18 protein-coding genes, 2 tRNA genes and 2 pseudogenes are annotated in these 16,521 nt (G+C 63.0%); 19 read left to right on the top strand and 3 right to left on the bottom strand.

Going from position 1 to position 16,521, the window contains the following annotated elements; genetic code table 11:
• The first annotated feature begins 7 nt into the window (after positions 1–7).
• The 3 genes and pseudogenes from BcanWU425_RS04865 (at position 8) to BcanWU425_RS04875 (ending at position 1,766) form a co-directional block, all read left to right on the top strand.
• On the top strand, positions 8–637 hold the full coding sequence (locus tag BcanWU425_RS04865; RefSeq protein WP_026232461.1) for a ferric reductase-like transmembrane domain-containing protein: 630 nt from the start codon (positions 8–10) through the stop codon (positions 635–637).
• A gap of 195 nt (positions 638–832) precedes the next feature.
• Positions 833–1,304: pseudogene (locus tag BcanWU425_RS04870) on the top strand (cyclic nucleotide-binding domain-containing protein).
• 132 nt (positions 1,305–1,436) lie between these two features.
• The gene (locus tag BcanWU425_RS04875) at positions 1,437–1,766 is read left to right on the top strand and encodes a hypothetical protein (RefSeq protein ID WP_085361134.1); all 330 of its coding nucleotides are present in this window, start codon (positions 1,437–1,439) and stop codon (positions 1,764–1,766) included.
• Between the two features lie 212 nt (positions 1,767–1,978).
• Here the strand turns inward: BcanWU425_RS04875 and BcanWU425_RS04880 are convergent, their stop codons facing one another.
• Positions 1,979–2,929 (bottom strand): LysR family transcriptional regulator, encoded by a 951-nt coding sequence (locus BcanWU425_RS04880; RefSeq protein WP_204512535.1) that lies wholly within the window; start codon positions 2,927–2,929, stop codon positions 1,979–1,981.
• 76 nt (positions 2,930–3,005) lie between these two features.
• Between BcanWU425_RS04880 and BcanWU425_RS04885 the strand changes: the two genes are divergently transcribed.
• Positions 3,006–3,560, top strand: a complete 555-nt coding sequence (locus tag BcanWU425_RS04885) for a YybH family protein (RefSeq protein ID WP_026232462.1) — start codon at positions 3,006–3,008, stop codon at positions 3,558–3,560.
• Between the two features lie 826 nt (positions 3,561–4,386).
• On the opposite strand, the gene BcanWU425_RS04890 is transcribed toward BcanWU425_RS04885, so the two are convergent.
• Positions 4,387–4,461: transfer RNA gene (locus tag BcanWU425_RS04890), tRNA-Thr, on the bottom strand.
• 315 nt (positions 4,462–4,776) lie between these two features.
• On the opposite strand from BcanWU425_RS04890, the gene BcanWU425_RS04895 reads away from it, so the two are divergent.
• The 14 genes and pseudogenes from BcanWU425_RS04895 to BcanWU425_RS04960 all read left to right on the top strand — a co-directional run bounded on the left by BcanWU425_RS04895 (position 4,777) and on the right by BcanWU425_RS04960 (position 14,440).
• The gene (locus BcanWU425_RS04895; protein ID WP_018453104.1) at positions 4,777–4,989 is read left to right on the top strand and encodes a hypothetical protein; all 213 of its coding nucleotides are present in this window, start codon (positions 4,777–4,779) and stop codon (positions 4,987–4,989) included.
• A 26-nt stretch (positions 4,990–5,015) separates the two neighbouring features.
• Positions 5,016–6,722: an FAD-dependent oxidoreductase gene (locus BcanWU425_RS04900; RefSeq protein WP_018453105.1), complete on the top strand. Its 1,707-nt coding sequence runs from the start codon at positions 5,016–5,018 to the stop codon at positions 6,720–6,722.
• Positions 6,723–6,959: 237 nt separating this feature from the next.
• Positions 6,960–7,268, top strand: coding sequence for an EthD family reductase (locus BcanWU425_RS04905; protein ID WP_007615494.1), 309 nt, complete (start codon positions 6,960–6,962; stop codon positions 7,266–7,268).
• A gap of 269 nt (positions 7,269–7,537) precedes the next feature.
• On the top strand, positions 7,538–8,047 hold the full coding sequence (locus tag BcanWU425_RS04910) for a hypothetical protein (protein ID WP_085348319.1): 510 nt from the start codon (positions 7,538–7,540) through the stop codon (positions 8,045–8,047).
• A 19-nt stretch (positions 8,048–8,066) separates the two neighbouring features.
• Complete coding sequence (locus BcanWU425_RS04915) at positions 8,067–8,891, top strand: alpha/beta fold hydrolase (RefSeq protein ID WP_204512534.1); 825 nt, start codon at positions 8,067–8,069, stop codon at positions 8,889–8,891.
• A 136-nt stretch (positions 8,892–9,027) separates the two neighbouring features.
• Positions 9,028–9,684 (top strand): annotated as a pseudogene (locus tag BcanWU425_RS04920) (NAD(P)H-binding protein); the annotation flags it as partial.
• 84 nt (positions 9,685–9,768) lie between these two features.
• Entirely contained in the window at positions 9,769–10,206 is a 438-nt protein-coding gene (locus tag BcanWU425_RS04925; protein ID WP_204514011.1) for a DUF2948 family protein, read from the top strand.
• Between the two features lie 152 nt (positions 10,207–10,358).
• Positions 10,359–11,654 (top strand): histidinol dehydrogenase, encoded by a 1,296-nt coding sequence (gene hisD / locus BcanWU425_RS04930; protein WP_204512533.1) that lies wholly within the window; start codon positions 10,359–10,361, stop codon positions 11,652–11,654.
• The gene (locus tag BcanWU425_RS04935) at positions 11,651–12,148 is read left to right on the top strand and encodes a UPF0262 family protein (RefSeq protein WP_204512532.1); all 498 of its coding nucleotides are present in this window, start codon (positions 11,651–11,653) and stop codon (positions 12,146–12,148) included. The genes hisD and BcanWU425_RS04935 overlap by 4 nt, the downstream gene beginning before the upstream one ends.
• A 5-nt stretch (positions 12,149–12,153) precedes the next feature.
• Positions 12,154–12,621 (top strand): arsenate-mycothiol transferase ArsC, encoded by a 468-nt coding sequence (locus BcanWU425_RS04940; RefSeq protein ID WP_231190191.1) that lies wholly within the window; start codon positions 12,154–12,156, stop codon positions 12,619–12,621.
• Between the two features lie 156 nt (positions 12,622–12,777).
• A complete protein-coding gene (locus tag BcanWU425_RS04945) occupies positions 12,778–13,407 on the top strand; it encodes a Maf-like protein (RefSeq protein ID WP_007597557.1) in 630 nt (209 codons plus the stop codon).
• Between the two features lie 155 nt (positions 13,408–13,562).
• Complete coding sequence (gene yacG, locus BcanWU425_RS04950; protein ID WP_204512531.1) at positions 13,563–13,745, top strand: DNA gyrase inhibitor YacG; 183 nt, start codon at positions 13,563–13,565, stop codon at positions 13,743–13,745.
• Positions 13,746–13,930: 185 nt separating this feature from the next.
• A tRNA-Phe gene (locus BcanWU425_RS04955) sits at positions 13,931–14,006 on the top strand.
• A gap of 185 nt (positions 14,007–14,191) precedes the next feature.
• Entirely contained in the window at positions 14,192–14,440 is a 249-nt protein-coding gene (locus BcanWU425_RS04960) for a hypothetical protein (RefSeq protein WP_007615460.1), read from the top strand.
• 13 nt (positions 14,441–14,453) lie between these two features.
• On the opposite strand, the gene BcanWU425_RS04965 is transcribed toward BcanWU425_RS04960, so the two are convergent.
• A complete protein-coding gene (locus BcanWU425_RS04965; RefSeq protein ID WP_204512530.1) occupies positions 14,454–15,215 on the bottom strand; it encodes a helix-turn-helix transcriptional regulator in 762 nt (253 codons plus the stop codon).
• 625 nt (positions 15,216–15,840) lie between these two features.
• Between BcanWU425_RS04965 and BcanWU425_RS04970 the strand changes: the two genes are divergently transcribed.
• Positions 15,841–16,515, top strand: a complete 675-nt coding sequence (locus BcanWU425_RS04970) for an FABP family protein (RefSeq protein ID WP_204512529.1) — start codon at positions 15,841–15,843, stop codon at positions 16,513–16,515.
• The last annotated feature ends 6 nt before the right edge of the window (positions 16,516–16,521 follow it).

Here is a 16,521-nt window from a genome sequence, read left to right on the forward strand (position 1 = left end):
ATTGGAGATGAAGGGGCGGAGATCGGCCCGGGCGCCCCTGATCTGGATCGCCCTTGCCTTGGCCATCGGCGTGCCGATCGCGCTCGCTGCGGGAAGCGAACAGCTCACATGGCGCGGCCCGGTCTACATCCTCGCCGGCTTCGCTGGCATCATTGCGCTCGGTCTCGTGCTCGCTCAGCCCCTGCTGATCGGCGGATATCTGCCGGGACTGTCGGCCTATCGCGGCCGGCGCGCCCACCACTGGATCGGCGGCACGCTGGCTCTGGCGGTGGTGATCCACGTCGCCGGCCTCTGGATCACCAGCCCGCCCGACATGATCGACGCCCTGACTTATACGTCACCGACACCGTTCTCCCCCTTCGGCGTGACCGCCATGTGGGCCATCTTCATTGTTGCGCTCCTGGCTCTGCTGCGCCGGCGGCTGGGATTGCGGTTGCGCACGTGGCGCATCGTCCATATTCCCCTCGCGATCGTCATCGTCGCAGGCAGCGTCGCCCATTGCCTGCTGATCGAGGGGACGATGGAGACGATCTCGAAGGCTGCGCTTTGCGCAGCTGTGCTGGCGGCGACCGTCAAGGTGATGGTTGATCTCTGGAGAAGGCGGACGTTGCGCGATAGCAGCATTGCGCGGCCGTAAGCGTAGGGTGGGCAAAGGCGCGTAGCGCCGTGCCCACCATCTATCTATCAATGGTGGTTGGTGGGCACGCTTCGCTTCGCCCAGCCTACGAGCTCCGAAACTTTCGCTGACCCCCTTGTTCCAACACGTTCGGCGTCGTTACCGCTGGTATCGGCTCCGCTTGCCCGGGAAGGCGGTCAAGATTATCCTCGCGCGATGGCCGTCAGTGTCCCCGACCTGAGAGCATTCCTGCTCGCCACACCGTTCTTCGGCGGTATCCCGGATCAAAGTCTCGACCTCCTGATGTCGATGCTGGTTGAGTGCCGATTTGATACCGGAGCAACCGTCGTGACGGAGGGCGAGCCCGGACGCTCGCTGTTCATCGTCAAATCCGGCCGGCTGGCGGTGAGCAAGCGGGCGAATGCGGGCAACGTCATCCCGATTTCCGTTCTGGAGCCCGGCGATTTCTTCGGTGAGATGACGCTGATTGAAATGCAAAATCGATCCGCCACGGTGGTCGCGGAGAGTCCGACCGTACGAGCTGACCGCCCAGAAGCTCTACGCTTGCTACAAGGCCGATATCCACACCTATGTGATCGTCCTGCAAAACATCAATCGCGAGCTATGCCGACGGCTGCGCCGTTCAGACGATCGGTTAGCGGGGCATCAGGTGGGTGACGAGAGTTGACATGCGTAGCATGGGTAGAGCGAAGCGAAACCCATCATGTCTCGTCACCGCGCAAATCTTCCATGGATTTTCGTTTCGCTGTACCCATCCTACGAACTCCCCGGCACCGTAGGCTTCGAATAGGAAACTAACATGGCTCAAGCCGGAGATAATGGACGGTTCGCGGCGTTCAAGCACCACGCCAAGGTGCACTCCTTCAGAGTCAGCACTGCTTTTCTGACTTGGATTCTGCTCGGCGCGACGCTCTTTTACAAGCCTGAGTGGGTCCGATGGGCCCTGCGAACAGGCACGCACGCTATTGAAGCTGTCGGCGATGCGCTTCCTGGTTATTGGGGCGCTCAGGCCGAAATTGTCTTGCGCGAACTCGGTGGTTTCCTTTGGATCCAGATCACGGCCGCGATCCTGTTTGTCCGGTTCGTGTTCTGGCTGATCGGGGCCTCGTGGCGCCGTGGTCGGCGGTAGATCCAGTCAGCTCGCGTAGGATGGGTAGAGCACTTGCGAAACCCATCATGCTTCGTCACCGAGCAATGCTATGCAATTCCTGGCCAAAACTGACTGGAGCTCTCGCTCGGGCGATGCCCGCAAGTGACCCCGAAGCGGCGGTCGCGGGGAAGTTGAGGTTCGCTAAGGCCCCACAGGCCTAAAATGTGCTTTAAGGAATATAAGAGACATCCTCAGCTGAGGGAGCCAACCTCAGCGGCGATTTCTTCCGTCAACCACGCAATGCCCGCATCCATCATTGCTGCCTTGGTCGTAATGGCCATGATTGCATCGGACTTCCGCTTCAAAGGAAGCGCAACCAATTGCAGCGCGAAACGAGCCGCGTATCTCTCGACGAGACGGCGCGGCAATGTTGCTATCAAGTCCGAGTTTGAAATTTGCGTGAGTGCCATCATAAAGGTGGGCACGGTCAGGACAATGCGGCGCTGGAGGCCGCGCTTCTCCAGGAGTTGGTCGACAAAACCTCGCGGATCGCCGTCGAGCGACACAAGAAGATGCTGTGCTCTGCAGAATGCAGCAATCGTTGGTGCGCGGGCGAATCCGTTTCCCTTGCGCATCGCGACCACGAAACACTCATCGTAAAGCTTTCTTGCCTGGAAGCGGGTTGGCACTGTGCCCAGGGGCAGGATGGCCAAGTCGATTTCGCGCTTCTCCAGCTTCTCCAGGCTTGACCGCCAAGGGTGCTCCACAGCGCTTGCATGCCGCCCTGGCATCAGATGGATCAAGCTCAGGTCGGCACGGGGTGCCTTTCTCCTGAGCCGCCCCGCAAATGGTCCCATCACCGTGTCCATGATCGCATCAGGAGCGCCAATGGAAAAACGGCGGCTACTTGTAGTCGCGTCGAAGGGCGTAGCTGAAGCAAATACGCGCCCTACGCGAGAAAGGATATCTCCTACTGGCTCGCCGAGTTCCAGCGCACGCTCCGTCGGCACAACACCCTTCGGCGTCCGTAAGAACAGGGGGTCATTAAATAGATGCCGTAGCCGCCCAAGTGAATGACTTACGGCAGAAGGGGTGATGTTCAAGCGGCTAGCCGCTCGCGCCACGTGGCTCTCCTCCAGCACAGTGTGGAAGACCAGCAGCAAGTTAAGATCGACTTTTGACAAGGAAATGTGGTTCAGCATATTGCTGAGGTTATATCACTGGATTCATGTCTCTGAAAGCTCCATGGATTGCGCAACGTTAGCCACAGGAGCTGAAATGACCAAACACCATGCAAACTGGCCAGGAACGCTGTCACGGCGGTCCGCGATCACGACAGTCGCTGCGGCATCGTTGACCCCTCGATTTTGCGCTAGTGTGGCTGCCAGTGACGACGTCGCTCACCTTATCGAGCGCGCCGCTGCGAAAAACGCGGCCTTCATGCGCGGGGACATGGATCGTTGGCTGGCCCTTGTTCGCATCGCCAGTGACTTCACGTTAATGCAACCATTCGGCGGCCCAACTAGCCACGGGTTCGACGCAAGTCCTGAACGTTTGGCGAAGCTATCTCAGTTTTTCAAGAACGGTGAGACGACCTTGGAGGTCGTGCAAACCTATGCATCGGACAAGCTGGTCGTTCTCGTCATGGTCGAGCGGCAATATGCCGAAGTCGGGAGCTTACCAAAACAAGACTGGTCGCTCCGAGTTACGGAAATCTATCGCAAGGACGGTTCTGAATGGCAGTTAGTCCATCGCCACGCAGACCCGCTGGTTCATGGCGTTACGTTGCAGGAGGCGGCGACGATTGCTCGCGGCGGACGTAAGGATGAATGACCGCGGCAACTGGCGTCTTATCAGAAGAAGGATCGATTGCGCCGAAGACTGCATTACATGCAGGTCCACTTCCCCTTTTGGCCCCATAGCGGAAGTCTGCTCGACGTCGGCTTGTATCCCCTTCCATAGGTGGGGCGATATACGTGCTTAGGCGCGCGCTAGGCAGGCAAATCTGACCCGTCGGGCAAAACACCTCTCTCCTGCAAAATCTCGTCAACCCTCCTCCACAAAAATATTCCACTTTACCGAAATTCGGAATCGCAGTATCAATCCGCCATCCCGGTCCAGGGAGAGGGGCGATCGTCCGTCGTAACGTACGTGGATCGGGGGGCGGTGGACGCGGCAGTGTCGGGCACGCGAAGGCGGGAACCAGGGCGAGATGAACCTCGTGAGGTCCTGTTGCGTGCGGACGAACGGCGCCTGTGTCCGGCGAAGCCTCTTGGCGAAGCCGGATCGCTGCGTACGGCAAAATCGTGTGGTCCTGGCCGTCGTTGCTACGGTCAAGCCTTGCGGAGATGGATCGAGGCTCAACCGGGTCTCAATGCATCGTCAATTCGCAAGGCGACGGTGACAAAAAGGAACTCGTCGCCGGGGAGAGCGCGGCATAAGCCGTCAACCCACTGCGCAGGGAAGGCCGAGTGTTCGGCGTCACCTGTATGCTGCTGTGCGGTCTTTTTGCGCTACATTTTCGCGCAGCGGACCGCGGGTGCCAGCCGGCACCCGGTCTTCCCTGCGCCCTCTTCACAGAGGAGGGTCAAGGTAGAAGCAAAACTCGGGCATCTCATGCCGCGAGAAGGCTGTTTCATGTGTGATTTGAGCGAGGGAATGGTGCTGCCAGACAGGATTGAACTGTCGACCTCTCCATTACCAATGGAGTGCTCTACCACTGAGCTACGGCAGCATGTGCTGGGATAAGAATCGGCCGCCACGAGGGCCTACCAAGCGGGCCGATATCTGCCACAAGGCCCCCTCCTGTGCAAGCTTGCTAGCTCTGCCAAAGCGATAAAATCGGGTCGATATCGGGGCCAAAATGCCTGTTCTGGCGCGAAACGGCCGACTTTCCGCGGAATAGGTTCCGATATCCCCACCCAACTGGCCAGTTGCCCGATACGCCGGATTCGATCCATTTCGATTTTCGCACGATCGGATCGCGCGGGCCTCTTGAGCCGCCTTATTCCTCGGGCATGTTATCGCCGATCGCTGTAATGGACCGGTGATGGCAGACGAGAACGACAAGAGCACGAAGCAGGACTCCAGACAGGCGAGGGCGTTCCGCGACGACCGGCTCAAATCGGCGCTGCGCGAAAACCTGAAGCGGCGGAAGATGCAGGCGCGCGAACGCGCCGCAAGCACCGACCCCTCGCAGAATGAAGATGGTTCCCTAGATGAGGGGGCCGCCGGCGAGATAGCCGGCAAGACCGGCGACTAGAATTTTTGGAGTGCATGGACGTGGCAATGGGGCAGGACGAATCGCAACGACCCGAGAGTGACGCGCAGATGTCGCGGTTCACCCGCCCTGAACAGACCTTTCCGGCGCTGACACCAGCCGAGATCGGGCGTGTCAGGCATTTCGGCGAGGTCCGCAACTATGCCGATGGGGAATTCCTGTTCGAGACCGGTAAGCCGGGACCCGGCATGTTCGTCGTGCTCAAGGGCCACGTCGCCATCACCCAGCGCGACGGCCTCGGCCATGTCACGCCGTTGATCGATCAGGGGCCGGGGCAATTTTTGGCCGAGCTGAGCCAGCTCTCCGGACGGCCGGCGCTGGTCGACGGCCGCGCCGAAGGCGATGTCGAGACGCTGCTGTTGCCGCCGGAGCGGCTGCGCGCGCTGCTGGTCGCCGAGGCCGAACTCGGCGAGCGCATCATGCGCGCGCTGATCCTGCGCCGGGTCAATCTGCTCCAGGGCGGCGTCGGCGGCGTGGTGCTGATCGGTCCGTCGCATTCGGCAGGCGTGGTGCGGTTGCAGGGCTTCCTCACCCGCAACGGCCAGCCGCATCATCTGCTCGATCCCGCGCGCGATCGCGACGCCGCCGATGTCATCGCGCGTTATTCGCCCAAGCCGGACGACTGGCCGCTGGTCGTCACACCCGATGGTGCGGTGCTGCGCAATCCCGGCGAAACCGAGCTTGCGCGCGCGATCGGCATGATCGGCGGTCCGCGCAACGACCGTATCTACGACGTCGCGATCGTCGGCTCGGGGCCAGCCGGGCTCGCCACGGCCGTGTATGCCGCGTCCGAAGGCCTCTCCGTCGCCGTGCTCGACACCCGCGCCTTCGGCGGCCAGGCCGGCGCCAGCGCGCGCATCGAAAACTATCTGGGCTTTCCGACCGGCATTTCCGGCCAGGCCCTGACCGCGCGCGCCTTCAACCAGGCACAAAAGTTCGGCGCGGAAATCATGATCCCGGTGACGGTGAAGTCGCTCGACTGCACGCGCAAGGACGGCGCGTTCTCGGTGGCGCTTGACGGCTGCGATCCCCTGCATTCGCGCGCGGTGGTGGTCGCAAGCGGCGCACGCTATCGCCGGCCCGAGATCGAGAACCTCGACAAGTTCGAAGGCCGTGGCGTCTGGTATTGGGCCTCGCCGGTCGAGGCGAAGCTCTGCGCCGGCGAGGAAGTGGCGCTGGTCGGCGCCGGAAACTCGGCGGGGCAGGCCGCTGTGTTCCTGTCGGGGCACGCCAAAAAAGTGCTGATGATCATCCGCGGCGGCGGTCTCGGCGCCAGCATGTCGCGCTATCTCATCGAGCGCATCGAAGCCACGCCGAACATCGAACTGATGTTCAACACCGAGATCACGGCGCTCGAAGGCGACGAGGCCTCGCTGCTGCGGCGCATCCGCTGGAAGAGCCGGCTCTCGGCCGACGAGGATTTCGCCGACATCCGCAATCTCTTCCTGTTCGTCGGCGCCGATCCCGCCACCAGCTGGCTCGACGGCTGCGGCATCACGCTCGATCGCGGCGGCTTCGTCGTCACAGGCGCGCAGTCCGAGCAGAACCAGGGCCGGCTGGTTGCGCCGCTGGAGACGTCGGTGCCCGGCGTGTACGCCGTCGGCGACGTCCGCTCCGGCTCGGTCAAGCGCGTCGGCGGCGCCATCGGCGAAGGCGCCCAGGTCGTGGCCTCCCTGCACGGCTTCCTCGGCGACGCCGCAAAACCGGCGCTTTAGTCAAGGACAAGGCAAGTAAATGGCAAGTCGAATGAGGCTTGCCATCTTGCGGTGTGATGCGTGACTATCTCCTCATCCTGAGGAGCGCGCATTGCGCGCGTCTCGAAGGATGAAGGCCCAGCTGCCAAAGCCGGGCCTGCATGGTTCGCGCGGCGATGCGCAAGCATTGTCCGCAGGGGCGCTCGCGCGCCTCCTCACCATGAGGATCGACAAAGAAGCGCTTAACGGGAGGACTAAATGGCTGAAATCGTCGTGCTGTATAAAACGCCCACGGATGCTGCGGCCTTCGACAAATACTATGCCGAGACCCACATTCCGCTCGCCAAGAAACTTCCAGGCTTGAAGAAGTACGCCATCAGCAAGGGGCCGGTCGGCTCCCCCGCTGGACCTTCCGGAATCCATCTCGTCGCCATTCTCACCTTCGACAGCACAGCCGACATCCAGGCGGCATTCGCTAGCCCGGAAGGCAAGGCGACCGGCGCTGACGTGCCGAAATTCGCCAGTGGCGGCGCCGACCTGTTGATCTTCGACACCAAGGAAGTGTGAACCGCGACTTTCGTCGGTTCGTAGCCCGGATGGAGCAAAGCGCAATCCGGGACGGTGCTTGTGACTGACACCCCGGATTTCGCTGCGCTCCATCCGGGCTACAAACTGCCGTCGTTTGTGACAGCGGTGCAAATAATTCAGCCATGCGTTTTCGATTCGCACGATGACGCATGGCTGCGCACGCATGTGTGACGCCAGCGCGTGTGGCAATCTGATGAGGGCCGTAATATCAATCTCCCGAACTCGATGCAGAGAATAGGAGAGATGTCATGGTTCTTGGGTTGAGCTTGCCCGCCTTCACGCTGGTTCATGTCGTCATCAGCCTGATCGGCATCGCCGCCGGCCTCGTCGTGATGTTCGGCCTGCTCGGCTCGAAGTCGATGCCGGGCCTCACCGCGATTTTCTTAGCGTTCACGATCCTCACCAGTGCCACCGGCTTCCTGTTTCCGTTCAAGGAGCTGCTGCCGTCGCATATCATCGGCATCATCTCGCTGGTGCTGCTCGCGATCGCCTGCGTCGCGCTCTACGGCATGAAGCTCGCTGGGGTGTGGCGCCCGGTCTACATCGTGACCGCGATGATCTCGCTCTATTTCAACGTCTTCGTGTTGGTGATCCAGTCGTTCCTGAAGGTGCCGGCACTCGCCGCGCTCGCTCCCGCCGTGGCGCCCGCGCCGCCCGGAGGTCCGGTGTTCGCCGTGGTGCAGGGCCTCGTGCTGGTGTTCTTCGTGGTGCTCACCGTCGGCGCCTGGCGCCGCTTCAAACCGATGGCGTTCGCCTGAACATACAAGGAGCCTGACAATGCCCACCATCACCACCAAGGACGGCGTCGAGATCTTCTACAAGGACTGGGGAAGTGGCCAGCCGATCGTGTTCAGTCACGGCTGGCCGCTGTCGGCTGACGACTGGGACGCGCAGATGATGTTCTTCGTCACGCGCGGCTATCGCGTCATCGCGCATGACCGTCGCGGCCATGGCCGTTCGTCGCAGGTCGCCGACGGCCACGACATGGATCATTATGCCGATGATCTCGCAGCCGTGACGGCCCATCTCGATCTCAAGAACGCGATCCATGTCGGCCACTCCACCGGCGGCGGCGAAGTCGTGCATTACATCGCGCGCCATGGCGAGAGCCGGGTAGCGAAGGCCGCGATCCTCTCCGCGGTGCCGCCGTTGATGCTGCAGACCGCGGCCAATCCCGGCGGCCTGCCCAAGAGCGTGTTCGACGATTTCCAGGTGCAGCTCGCTGCCGGCCGCGCCAGCTTCTACCGCGACATCGCGGCCGGCCCCTTCTATGGCTACAACCGTCCCGGCGCAAAGCCGTCGGAAGCGGTGATCCAGAACTGGTGGCGCCAGGGCATGATGGGCGGCGCGAAAGCCCATTACGACGGCATCGTCGCGTTTTCGCAAACCGACTTCACCGAGGATCTGAAGAAGATCAATGTGCCTGTGCTGGTGATGCACGGCGACGACGACCAGATCGTGCCTTACGCCGACTCCGCGCCGCTGTCGGCCAAGCTCTTGAAGAACGGCACGCTGAAGACCTACAAGGGTTTCCCGCACGGCATGCCGACAACGCACGCCGAGACCATCAACGCGGACCTGCTTGCGTTCTTCAAGGAGTGAGCGGCCTCAGTCCACGCGCGGACCGATCTGATTTCGGACGGGCCGGGTGCGAACACGTTCCAGTCGCGTGTGAGCCGGTGGTTGCAGCGTTTCATTAGCCAGTCTGCCGCGGAAGGCGCGCTGCGGGGAGGTCCCGATGCAGATCATCATCTTCGGCGCGACCGGCATGGTCGGGCAGGGCGTTTTGCGCGAATGCCTGATCGATGCCCGCATCGATCGCGTGCTCGTGGTCGGCCGCAGCCCGACCGGCGTGCGCCACGCCAAGCTCACCGAGATCACACACGGCGAGTTCACGGACTACTCGGCGATCGAAGCGCAGCTCACCGGCTTCGATGCCTGCTTCTTCTGCCTCGGCGTCTCCTCGATCGGCATGAGCGAGGAGCGCTACCGCCATCTGACCTATGACATCACGCTCGCAGCGGCGACCGCGCTGGCACGGCTCAATCCGCAGATGACATTCGTCTATGTCACGGGCGCCGGCACTGATTCCACCGAGCAGGGTTCGCGGATGTGGGCGCGGATCAAGGGCAAGACCGAGAACGACCTGCTCAAGCTGCCATTCAAGGCGGCCTACATGTTCCGGCCCGGTGCGATCCAACCGCTCCACGGTGCCCGCTCCAAGACTGCGTGGGTGCAGGCCGTGTATGCAGCAAGTTGGCCGCTGTGGTCGGTGCTGCGCCGGCTCTCGCCGCGGCTCGTTACCTCGACCGAGCAGATCGGCCGCGCCATGATCCGGGTTGCGCGGGAGGGGTATCCGCGAAAGGTGCTGGAGATGGAGGATATCAATAGCCTCTACTCCCGTAGGGCATTAGTTCTAGGGAAATTTCGCCGCCCGCGCGCGTTGAGCCCTATCCGCCCGAAGGAGAAAGCGCCGTCGATGTCTCCCCAGCTCAAACTGATCGCACTCGACGCCGACGACCTCTCCGTGATCTCGGCCCACGTCCAGGACGCCCGCGTGCAGCCCTCGGACATCATCTGGCGGCAAAGTGAAAAGCGGCTGGTCGTCGGCATGAGCCGGTTGGACTGGGAGCAGACGCTGGACGGCGAAGCCGAGCCGCGCAGGCTGGTGGCGGCTCTCCGGTTCGACCGCGTGCTCGCCTGCAAGTCGCGCGACATCGACCTCGACGCGCCGGACACTGTCCTGGACCTTGTCGGCATCGAATTCCACGGCCAGGACGCCCCCGGCGGGAGCGCGCTGCTGCTGTTTGCCCAAGGCGGCGCCATCCGCCTCGATGTCGAATGCCTGGAATGCGAGCTGACGGATCTGGGGGCGGATCAGCTGGGGACGGGGCTGGAGGCTGAAGGGAAAGGGTGAGGTGGCATGCCAACGCCACGCCTTCCGGTTTCGCCAGAACGACGCCGGAGGGGAGCGGCCCGGCTCAAGGGTTGACGCAGCTTCCCCGCCGCGCCATTGAGCAGGGGCCTGGTGAGCCAAACCGCGCCCCCAAAAACCAGTTAGAAGCCAAGATGCCCGTTCGTCTCGACCGCAGCAGCGCCGATTTTGACCAGCGATTCGGGGCCTTCCTCGCCGCCAAGCGCGAGGCCTCGGCCGATGTCGAGGCGGCCGCGCGTGCCATCGTCGACGACGTGGCGAAGCGGGGCGATGCCGCCTTGCTCGAGGCCACGGCAAAGTTCGACCGGTTGACGCTCGATGCATCCGACCTGCGCGTCACCGCCGCCGAGATCGAGGCCGCGGTGAAAGCCTGTGATGCAGCGACGCTGGATGCGCTCAAGCTCGCGCGCGATCGCATCGAGACCTATCACCGCCGCCAACTGCCGAAGGACGAGCGCTTCACCGATCAGCTCGGCGTCGAGCTCGGCTGGCGCTACACCGCGATCGAATCCGCCGGCCTCTACGTGCCCGGCGGCACCGCGGCCTATCCGTCCTCGGTGCTGATGAATGCGGTGCCGGCAAAGGTCGCCGGCGTGACGCGTCTCGTCATGGTGGTGCCCTCGCCCGACGGCAAGCTCAATCCGCTGGTGCTGGCGGCGGCAAAGCTTGGCGGCGTCACCGAGATCTATCGCGTCGGCGGTGCGCAGGCGGTGGCCGCGCTCGCCCATGGCACCGCGACGATCGCGCCCGTCGCCAAGATCGTCGGCCCCGGCAATGCATATGTCGCCGCGGCAAAGCGGCTGGTCTTCGGCAAGGTCGGCATCGACATGATCGCCGGTCCCTCCGAGGTGCTCGTCATCGCCGATGACACCGGCAATGCCGACTGGATTGCCGCCGACCTGCTGGCCCAGGCTGAGCACGATGCCAGCGCGCAGTCGATCCTGATTACCGCTTCCGCGCGCCTTGCCGCCGATGTCGAAAAAGCCGTCGAGGCGCAGTTGAAGACGCTGCCGCGCGCCGTGATCGCCAGCGCCTCGTGGGCCGATTTCGGCGCCATCATCATGGTGAAGAACCTCAACGACGCCATTCCGCTCGCGGATGCGATTGCCGCCGAACATCTCGAGATCATGACGCAAGATCCCGACGCGCTCGCCGCAAAAATCCGCAACGCCGGCGCCGTGTTCCTCGGGCCGCATACGCCGGAGGCGATCGGGGACTATGTCGGCGGCTCCAACCATGTGCTGCCGACGGCGCGCTCGGCACGATTCTCGTCGGGGCTCTCGGTGCACGATTTCCTCAAGCGCACCTCGATCCTGAAATGCGGCCCGGATCAGCTGCGTGCGCTGGGACCAGCCGCGATGATTCTCGGCAAGGCGGAGGGGCTAGATGCCCATTCGCGCTCGATTGGATTGCGCCTCAATTTGTCATGACCCAGCCGCCCGAACAGGACGACTCGACCAATCGCATCGTCGGCGTCACGCTCGACGAGGACTCGATCGGCCGTTCCGGGCCTGACATCGAGCATGAGCGCGCGATCGCGATCTACGATTTGATCGAGCAGAACCTGTTCGCGCCGGAGGGCGCCGACGGGAAGGGGCCGTTCACGCTGCATATCGGGATCACCGGCAGCCGGCTGATGTTCGACATCCGTCGCGAGGACGGCACGCCCGTGGTCGCGCATCTGTTGTCGCTGACGCCGTTCCGGCGGATCGTGAAGGACTATTTCATGATCTGCGACAGCTACTATCAGGCGATCCGCACGGCGACGCCGGACAAGATCGAGGCCATCGACATGGGCCGCCGCGGCATCCATGACGAGGGATCGCGCACGCTGCAGGAGCGCTTGAAGGGCAAAGTGCGGATCGATTTCGAGACCTCGCGCCGGCTGTTCACGCTCATTACCGTTCTGCACTGGAAGGGTTAAGCGCGATGGCGGGTCCGCCACGCGCACGCGATCCGCAATCGGTGCTGTTCGCTTGCGCCATGAACAGCGTGCGCTCGCCGATGGCCGAGAGCCTGCTGCGGCACATGTTTCCGCAAGGGCTCTACGTGAAATCGGCCGGCGCCAGGCGCGGCGAACTCGATCCGTTCGCGGTGTCCGTGATGGCCGAGCTCGGCCAGGACATCTCCGCCCACAAGCCTCAGACCTTCGAGGAACTGGAGGATTGGGAGGGGTTGAATTTCGACCTGATCATCACGCTGTCGCCGGAGGCGCATCACAAGGCGCTGGAGCTGACCCGCACGCTTGCCGCCGACGTCGAGTATTGGCCGACGCATGATCCCACCACCATGGAAGGCAGCCGCGCCCAGAAGTTGGCTGCCTATCGCGACGTCTGCGACCAGCTCCTGCTGCGCATCCGCCGGCGGTTTTCGAAGGTGGGCGCGGCGAACGGGTAGCATTCGGCGCCCGTAACACCCGCGTCACAGACTGCAGGCACACGCATCCTGTACCCGTCGAATCAGTAAAGTCCGGGTTCCCGGGTTGTGAAATCAGCCCCCGTCCGATAGGTTCCGCGCGCAATTCACCCCCTGCTTCATTCCCCAAATCACCTGATGCTCGGCCGCCCCAAATTCGTTCTCGCCTCCGGTTCGCCGCGGCGCCTGTCGCTGCTCAACCAGGCCGGCATCGAGCCGGACGCGCTCCGGCCCGCCGACGTCGACGAGACGCCGAAGCGGGGCGAGCTGCCGCGCGCCTGCGCCAACCGGCTCGCGCGGGCCAAGGCGGATGCGGCGCTCAAATCGGTGCAGCTTGACGACGAGCTGCGCGGCGCCTTCATCCTCTCCGCCGACACGGTGGTGGCGGTCGGCCGCCGCATCTTGCCCAAAGCCAACCTCGTCGACGAGGCCGCGCAGTGCCTGCGGCTGCTGTCGGGTCGCAACCACCGCGTCTACACCGCGATCACCCTGGTGACGCCGCGCGAGGCCTTCCGCCAGCGCCTGGTCGAGACCCGCGTCCGCTTCAAGCGCCTCTCGGAGGACGACATTCAGGCCTATATCGGCTCCGGCGAATGGCGCGGCAAAGCCGGCGGCTACGCGGTGCAGGGCATCGCCGGCTCCTTCGTGGTCAAGATGGTGGGGTCCTACACCAACGTGGTCGGCCTGCCGCTCTACGAGACCACCACGCTGCTGGGCGGCGAAGGTTTCCCGATCCGCTTCGGCTGGCTCAACGCCACCGCCGTCTAAGCCGAAAAGCCGCTCCTGCAAAAATCGCGAAAACAACCCCATGCACAGTAGAATTGCCCCGCGGAAATCTGGCCGGGACGCCTGCGCTTCCGCCGGAGGAACCCCTTTGGCGACGGGCTCTTGAACTCTCTCACCTCGTGTAAGCTGAGCACCCTATGGACGACCAGGTGAAAAAGCCCGCAAGGCCCCTCAAAACCTGTCCGATCTGCGGCAAGCCGCAGTCCGAGGCCACCCGCCCGTTCTGCTCCTCGCGCTGCCGCGACGTCGATCTGAACCGCTGGCTGAAAGGCTCCTATGTCATTCCCGGCCGGGATGACGAGGCAGACGGAGAGGAATAACCCTGTTCTATCAAGTATTTAAATTGTCGATGCACCGCTACGCGGCGTTGCCTCCGAGCCACGTCCTGCCTTGTGCACAGCCTGGCCACGCCCCGCGAAGCCATCGGCGAAGCGTGGGTGGACAGGCAGCCTTCAGCCCACTATAAACCGCCCGCTCGATGGGCTTTGGCCCCTCTTTGGAGCACGCCCAGGTAGCTCAGTTGGTAGAGCATGCGACTGAAAATCGCAGTGTCGGTGGTTCGATTCCGCCCCTGGGCACCATTTTCGCTCTCCACGGGCAACATCTTCCCCAGCGCCAAGCCTTGAGCGCCAAGCCTTGACCAGCCGGCTCGCGCAGCAATCCGTTCCGGAACCAGATCGCGCCCGCCCATTGCTGGCACTCTGCTTGCTCGGCCAGGACCAAAGTCTGGCCTTGGAAGAGAGGCCGTTTCAGGTTGAGGCAAGTGATGCAAGAAATGTCCCGTTCTGGTGCTGCCGGCGAACTCCGGCTCGATGCGTTGGTCGCCGATTTGTGGTGGCGCGTTAGACTCATCAACACCGACATTCTCGAGGAAGAGGCGAGAGCAGGGGTGTTTGACGTGCTTCAGCCGACCTATCCGCTTCTTGCGCTGAATCTTCGCGCGCGACGCGACAATTTGGTCTCGACGATCGGCGTGCTCGAGCAGCGTGCGCGATCAACGTCGGAAGCGGCTTGAGCGCGGTCTTCTGTTACACCGGGAACGTCAGCGATTTCGCGAGCCTGACCAGATCGACCTGGCGCCGGCAGCCCGTCTTTTCGAAGACGTGAATGAGGTGGCTCTTCACGGTGCTGACGGAAACGCCGAGCAAGGCCGAGATCGCGTCTCGCGTGTGTCCCTCGCAAATGAGCTCGAAGATGCGAATCTCGGCCGGCGTCAGGTCATAGAGCTGGTTGAGCGCATCGTGAGGCAATCGCGGCGGCCCGGAGGCTGACGTCACGAACACGGCGGCAGCGGCGCTCTGGATCAGACCGGATCGTGTGTGGCTGCGTCGCAGCGGCAGAACGTGGACGACGAGAGGCTCACCGCTTTGGCGAGGGATCGGGATGCCGATGCCTTTTTGCCCGAGCGTCGCCTCGTCCTTTGCCGCCTGCGCGACGGCTGATTGCAATGTGGCCGTGCTCGCCGCGGATTGAACCGCGATCCTGCCATGCCTTGCCACGACCGGCTCGCCGAGCGGGTATTGCCGAATGCGTTCGGCGCCGCCCCAGAGCTCGATGATGTCGGGGCCGTAGCCGACCCCGTTCTGGGCCATCTGGGCCAGGTCGGACCCGGAGACCGCATTGACGACGGCCTTCATGTTGGTGAGGCTGGCGACCGAGAGCGCGCCGGTGGCAAAGCCGAACTGGGCGCAGATCTGATCCAGAACTTCGGTCCAGCCTTCCGGCGCGATCACACAATCATAGACACTGCCGATGAGGTCCGAGAACTTCTCGACCGAAGCCTGCTGCATTCCAAACCACTCACTTGAAAATAACGGACGTCACGTGAACGCTAGTTTAGGAGTGGCTTCGTCGCCTATGGTGTATTTCACAATCCTGAGGTGATCTTATCATCGTGATTCCGTGGCGCAAACGGGAACACCGAACACAAATGCTTATGACGCTCTCCTGGGCAGCTGCCATGATTTTCACGAATTACGGAACGTCAACGCCTTGGCTGCATAAGCCCGACGCTCGGGTGTCTGATTAAAACTGCGGCAGATTCGACGTCGATTGCAAAATCTACCTTGTTGTCAGGTAGCTCGCAGTGATCCACCAAGCGAAAGGCAGAACTCCATGCACAACTCCATCCAGCGATCGCATTGGCGACGTGGTTACACCCTCGAGCGCGACGACGCATCGTCTGCGACCATCGCGACCAGCCCATCGTGGGCGACCATCGCAATCAACCCATCGTCCGGGACCACCGCTACTAAGCGTCCTGGCGACGGAGCCGAACTGAGGAGGTTCGGCTCCGCTTCGCGTCATGCATCGTCTGCGCGTGACGCCTATGTCCATTCGCGATTGTGAGGCTGGAGAACGAGCCACGCCCGCGCTCTCATGCTATTGCTGCCTCGCAACGACACGAGGACACCCATGCTCCCCCATCCCGCCGATATCTTCACCGAGCCCGAGGACGTCTCGCCCGACGGGCTTGCCAATCTCGGCCCGCTCCGCCGTCTCGCCGGTGTCTGGCAGGCCGACAAGGGTATCGACATCAATCCGAAGGCCGAGGGGCCGGAGCGGCGGACCTTCATCGAGCGCATCCGGATGGACCCGATCGATCCGCAGGCCAACGGGCCGCAGCTGCTCTATGGGCTGCGTTATCACATCCACATCAACACGCCCGAGGAAGACATCACCTTCCACGACCAGGTCGGCTACTGGTTGTGGGAGCCCGCGACCGGGTTGATCATGCAGACGCTGGCGATTCCGCGCGGGCAGGTGCTGCTGGCGTCGGGCAAGGCCGGGCCGGGCGACAAGGAGATCTCCGTGACCGCCAAGCGCGGCGACACCGCTTACGGGATCTGCTCGACTGATTTTCTGGAACAAGCGTTCCGCACCGATGCTTACCGCTGCGACATCACCTTCAACGACGACGGCAGTTGGACCTATCTGATCCAGACCGAGTTGTTCGTGCGCGGCGCGCCGTTCAACCATCGCGACACCAACACGCTGAAACTCATCGCGCCGCCAAAGCTCAATCCCCTCGCTTTGATCGTGAACGATCGCGCCACGGGGAATGAAAAGGGCAATGAGCCGGCTGCCTGAGCGCGG

The sequence above is a fragment of the Bradyrhizobium sp. WU425 genome (assembly GCF_021052305.1).
Lineage (GTDB): Bacteria > Pseudomonadota > Alphaproteobacteria > Rhizobiales > Xanthobacteraceae > Bradyrhizobium > Bradyrhizobium canariense_D.

What these genes read in the sequence shown, in the direction of transcription:
- BcanWU425_RS04915 (WP_204512534.1), top strand. Translation starts at nt 8,067, where the DNA reads ATGCCCACCATCACCACCAAGGACGGCGTCGAGATCTTCTACAAGGAC.
- BcanWU425_RS04945 (WP_007597557.1), top strand. Translation starts at nt 12,778, where the DNA reads ATGCTCGGCCGCCCCAAATTCGTTCTCGCCTCCGGTTCGCCGCGGCGC.
- BcanWU425_RS04895 (WP_018453104.1), top strand. Translation starts at nt 4,777, where the DNA reads ATGGCAGACGAGAACGACAAGAGCACGAAGCAGGACTCCAGACAGGCG.
- BcanWU425_RS04900 (WP_018453105.1), top strand. Translation starts at nt 5,016, where the DNA reads ATGGGGCAGGACGAATCGCAACGACCCGAGAGTGACGCGCAGATGTCG.
- BcanWU425_RS04965 (WP_204512530.1), bottom strand. Translation starts at nt 15,215, where the DNA reads ATGCAGCAGGCTTCGGTCGAGAAGTTCTCGGACCTCATCGGCAGTGTC.
- BcanWU425_RS04875 (WP_085361134.1), top strand. Translation starts at nt 1,437, where the DNA reads ATGGCTCAAGCCGGAGATAATGGACGGTTCGCGGCGTTCAAGCACCAC.
- BcanWU425_RS04960 (WP_007615460.1), top strand. Translation starts at nt 14,192, where the DNA reads ATGCAAGAAATGTCCCGTTCTGGTGCTGCCGGCGAACTCCGGCTCGAT.
- BcanWU425_RS04905 (WP_007615494.1), top strand. Translation starts at nt 6,960, where the DNA reads ATGGCTGAAATCGTCGTGCTGTATAAAACGCCCACGGATGCTGCGGCC.
- BcanWU425_RS04910 (WP_085348319.1), top strand. Translation starts at nt 7,538, where the DNA reads ATGGTTCTTGGGTTGAGCTTGCCCGCCTTCACGCTGGTTCATGTCGTC.
- BcanWU425_RS04880 (WP_204512535.1), bottom strand. Translation starts at nt 2,929, where the DNA reads ATGCTGAACCACATTTCCTTGTCAAAAGTCGATCTTAACTTGCTGCTG.
- BcanWU425_RS04970 (WP_204512529.1), top strand. Translation starts at nt 15,841, where the DNA reads ATGCTCCCCCATCCCGCCGATATCTTCACCGAGCCCGAGGACGTCTCG.
- BcanWU425_RS04925 (WP_204514011.1), top strand. Translation starts at nt 9,769, where the DNA reads ATGTCTCCCCAGCTCAAACTGATCGCACTCGACGCCGACGACCTCTCC.
- yacG (WP_204512531.1), top strand. Translation starts at nt 13,563, where the DNA reads ATGGACGACCAGGTGAAAAAGCCCGCAAGGCCCCTCAAAACCTGTCCG.
- BcanWU425_RS04940 (WP_231190191.1), top strand. Translation starts at nt 12,154, where the DNA reads ATGGCGGGTCCGCCACGCGCACGCGATCCGCAATCGGTGCTGTTCGCT.
- hisD (WP_204512533.1), top strand. Translation starts at nt 10,359, where the DNA reads ATGCCCGTTCGTCTCGACCGCAGCAGCGCCGATTTTGACCAGCGATTC.
- BcanWU425_RS04885 (WP_026232462.1), top strand. Translation starts at nt 3,006, where the DNA reads ATGACCAAACACCATGCAAACTGGCCAGGAACGCTGTCACGGCGGTCC.
- BcanWU425_RS04865 (WP_026232461.1), top strand. Translation starts at nt 8, where the DNA reads ATGAAGGGGCGGAGATCGGCCCGGGCGCCCCTGATCTGGATCGCCCTT.
- BcanWU425_RS04935 (WP_204512532.1), top strand. Translation starts at nt 11,651, where the DNA reads ATGACCCAGCCGCCCGAACAGGACGACTCGACCAATCGCATCGTCGGC.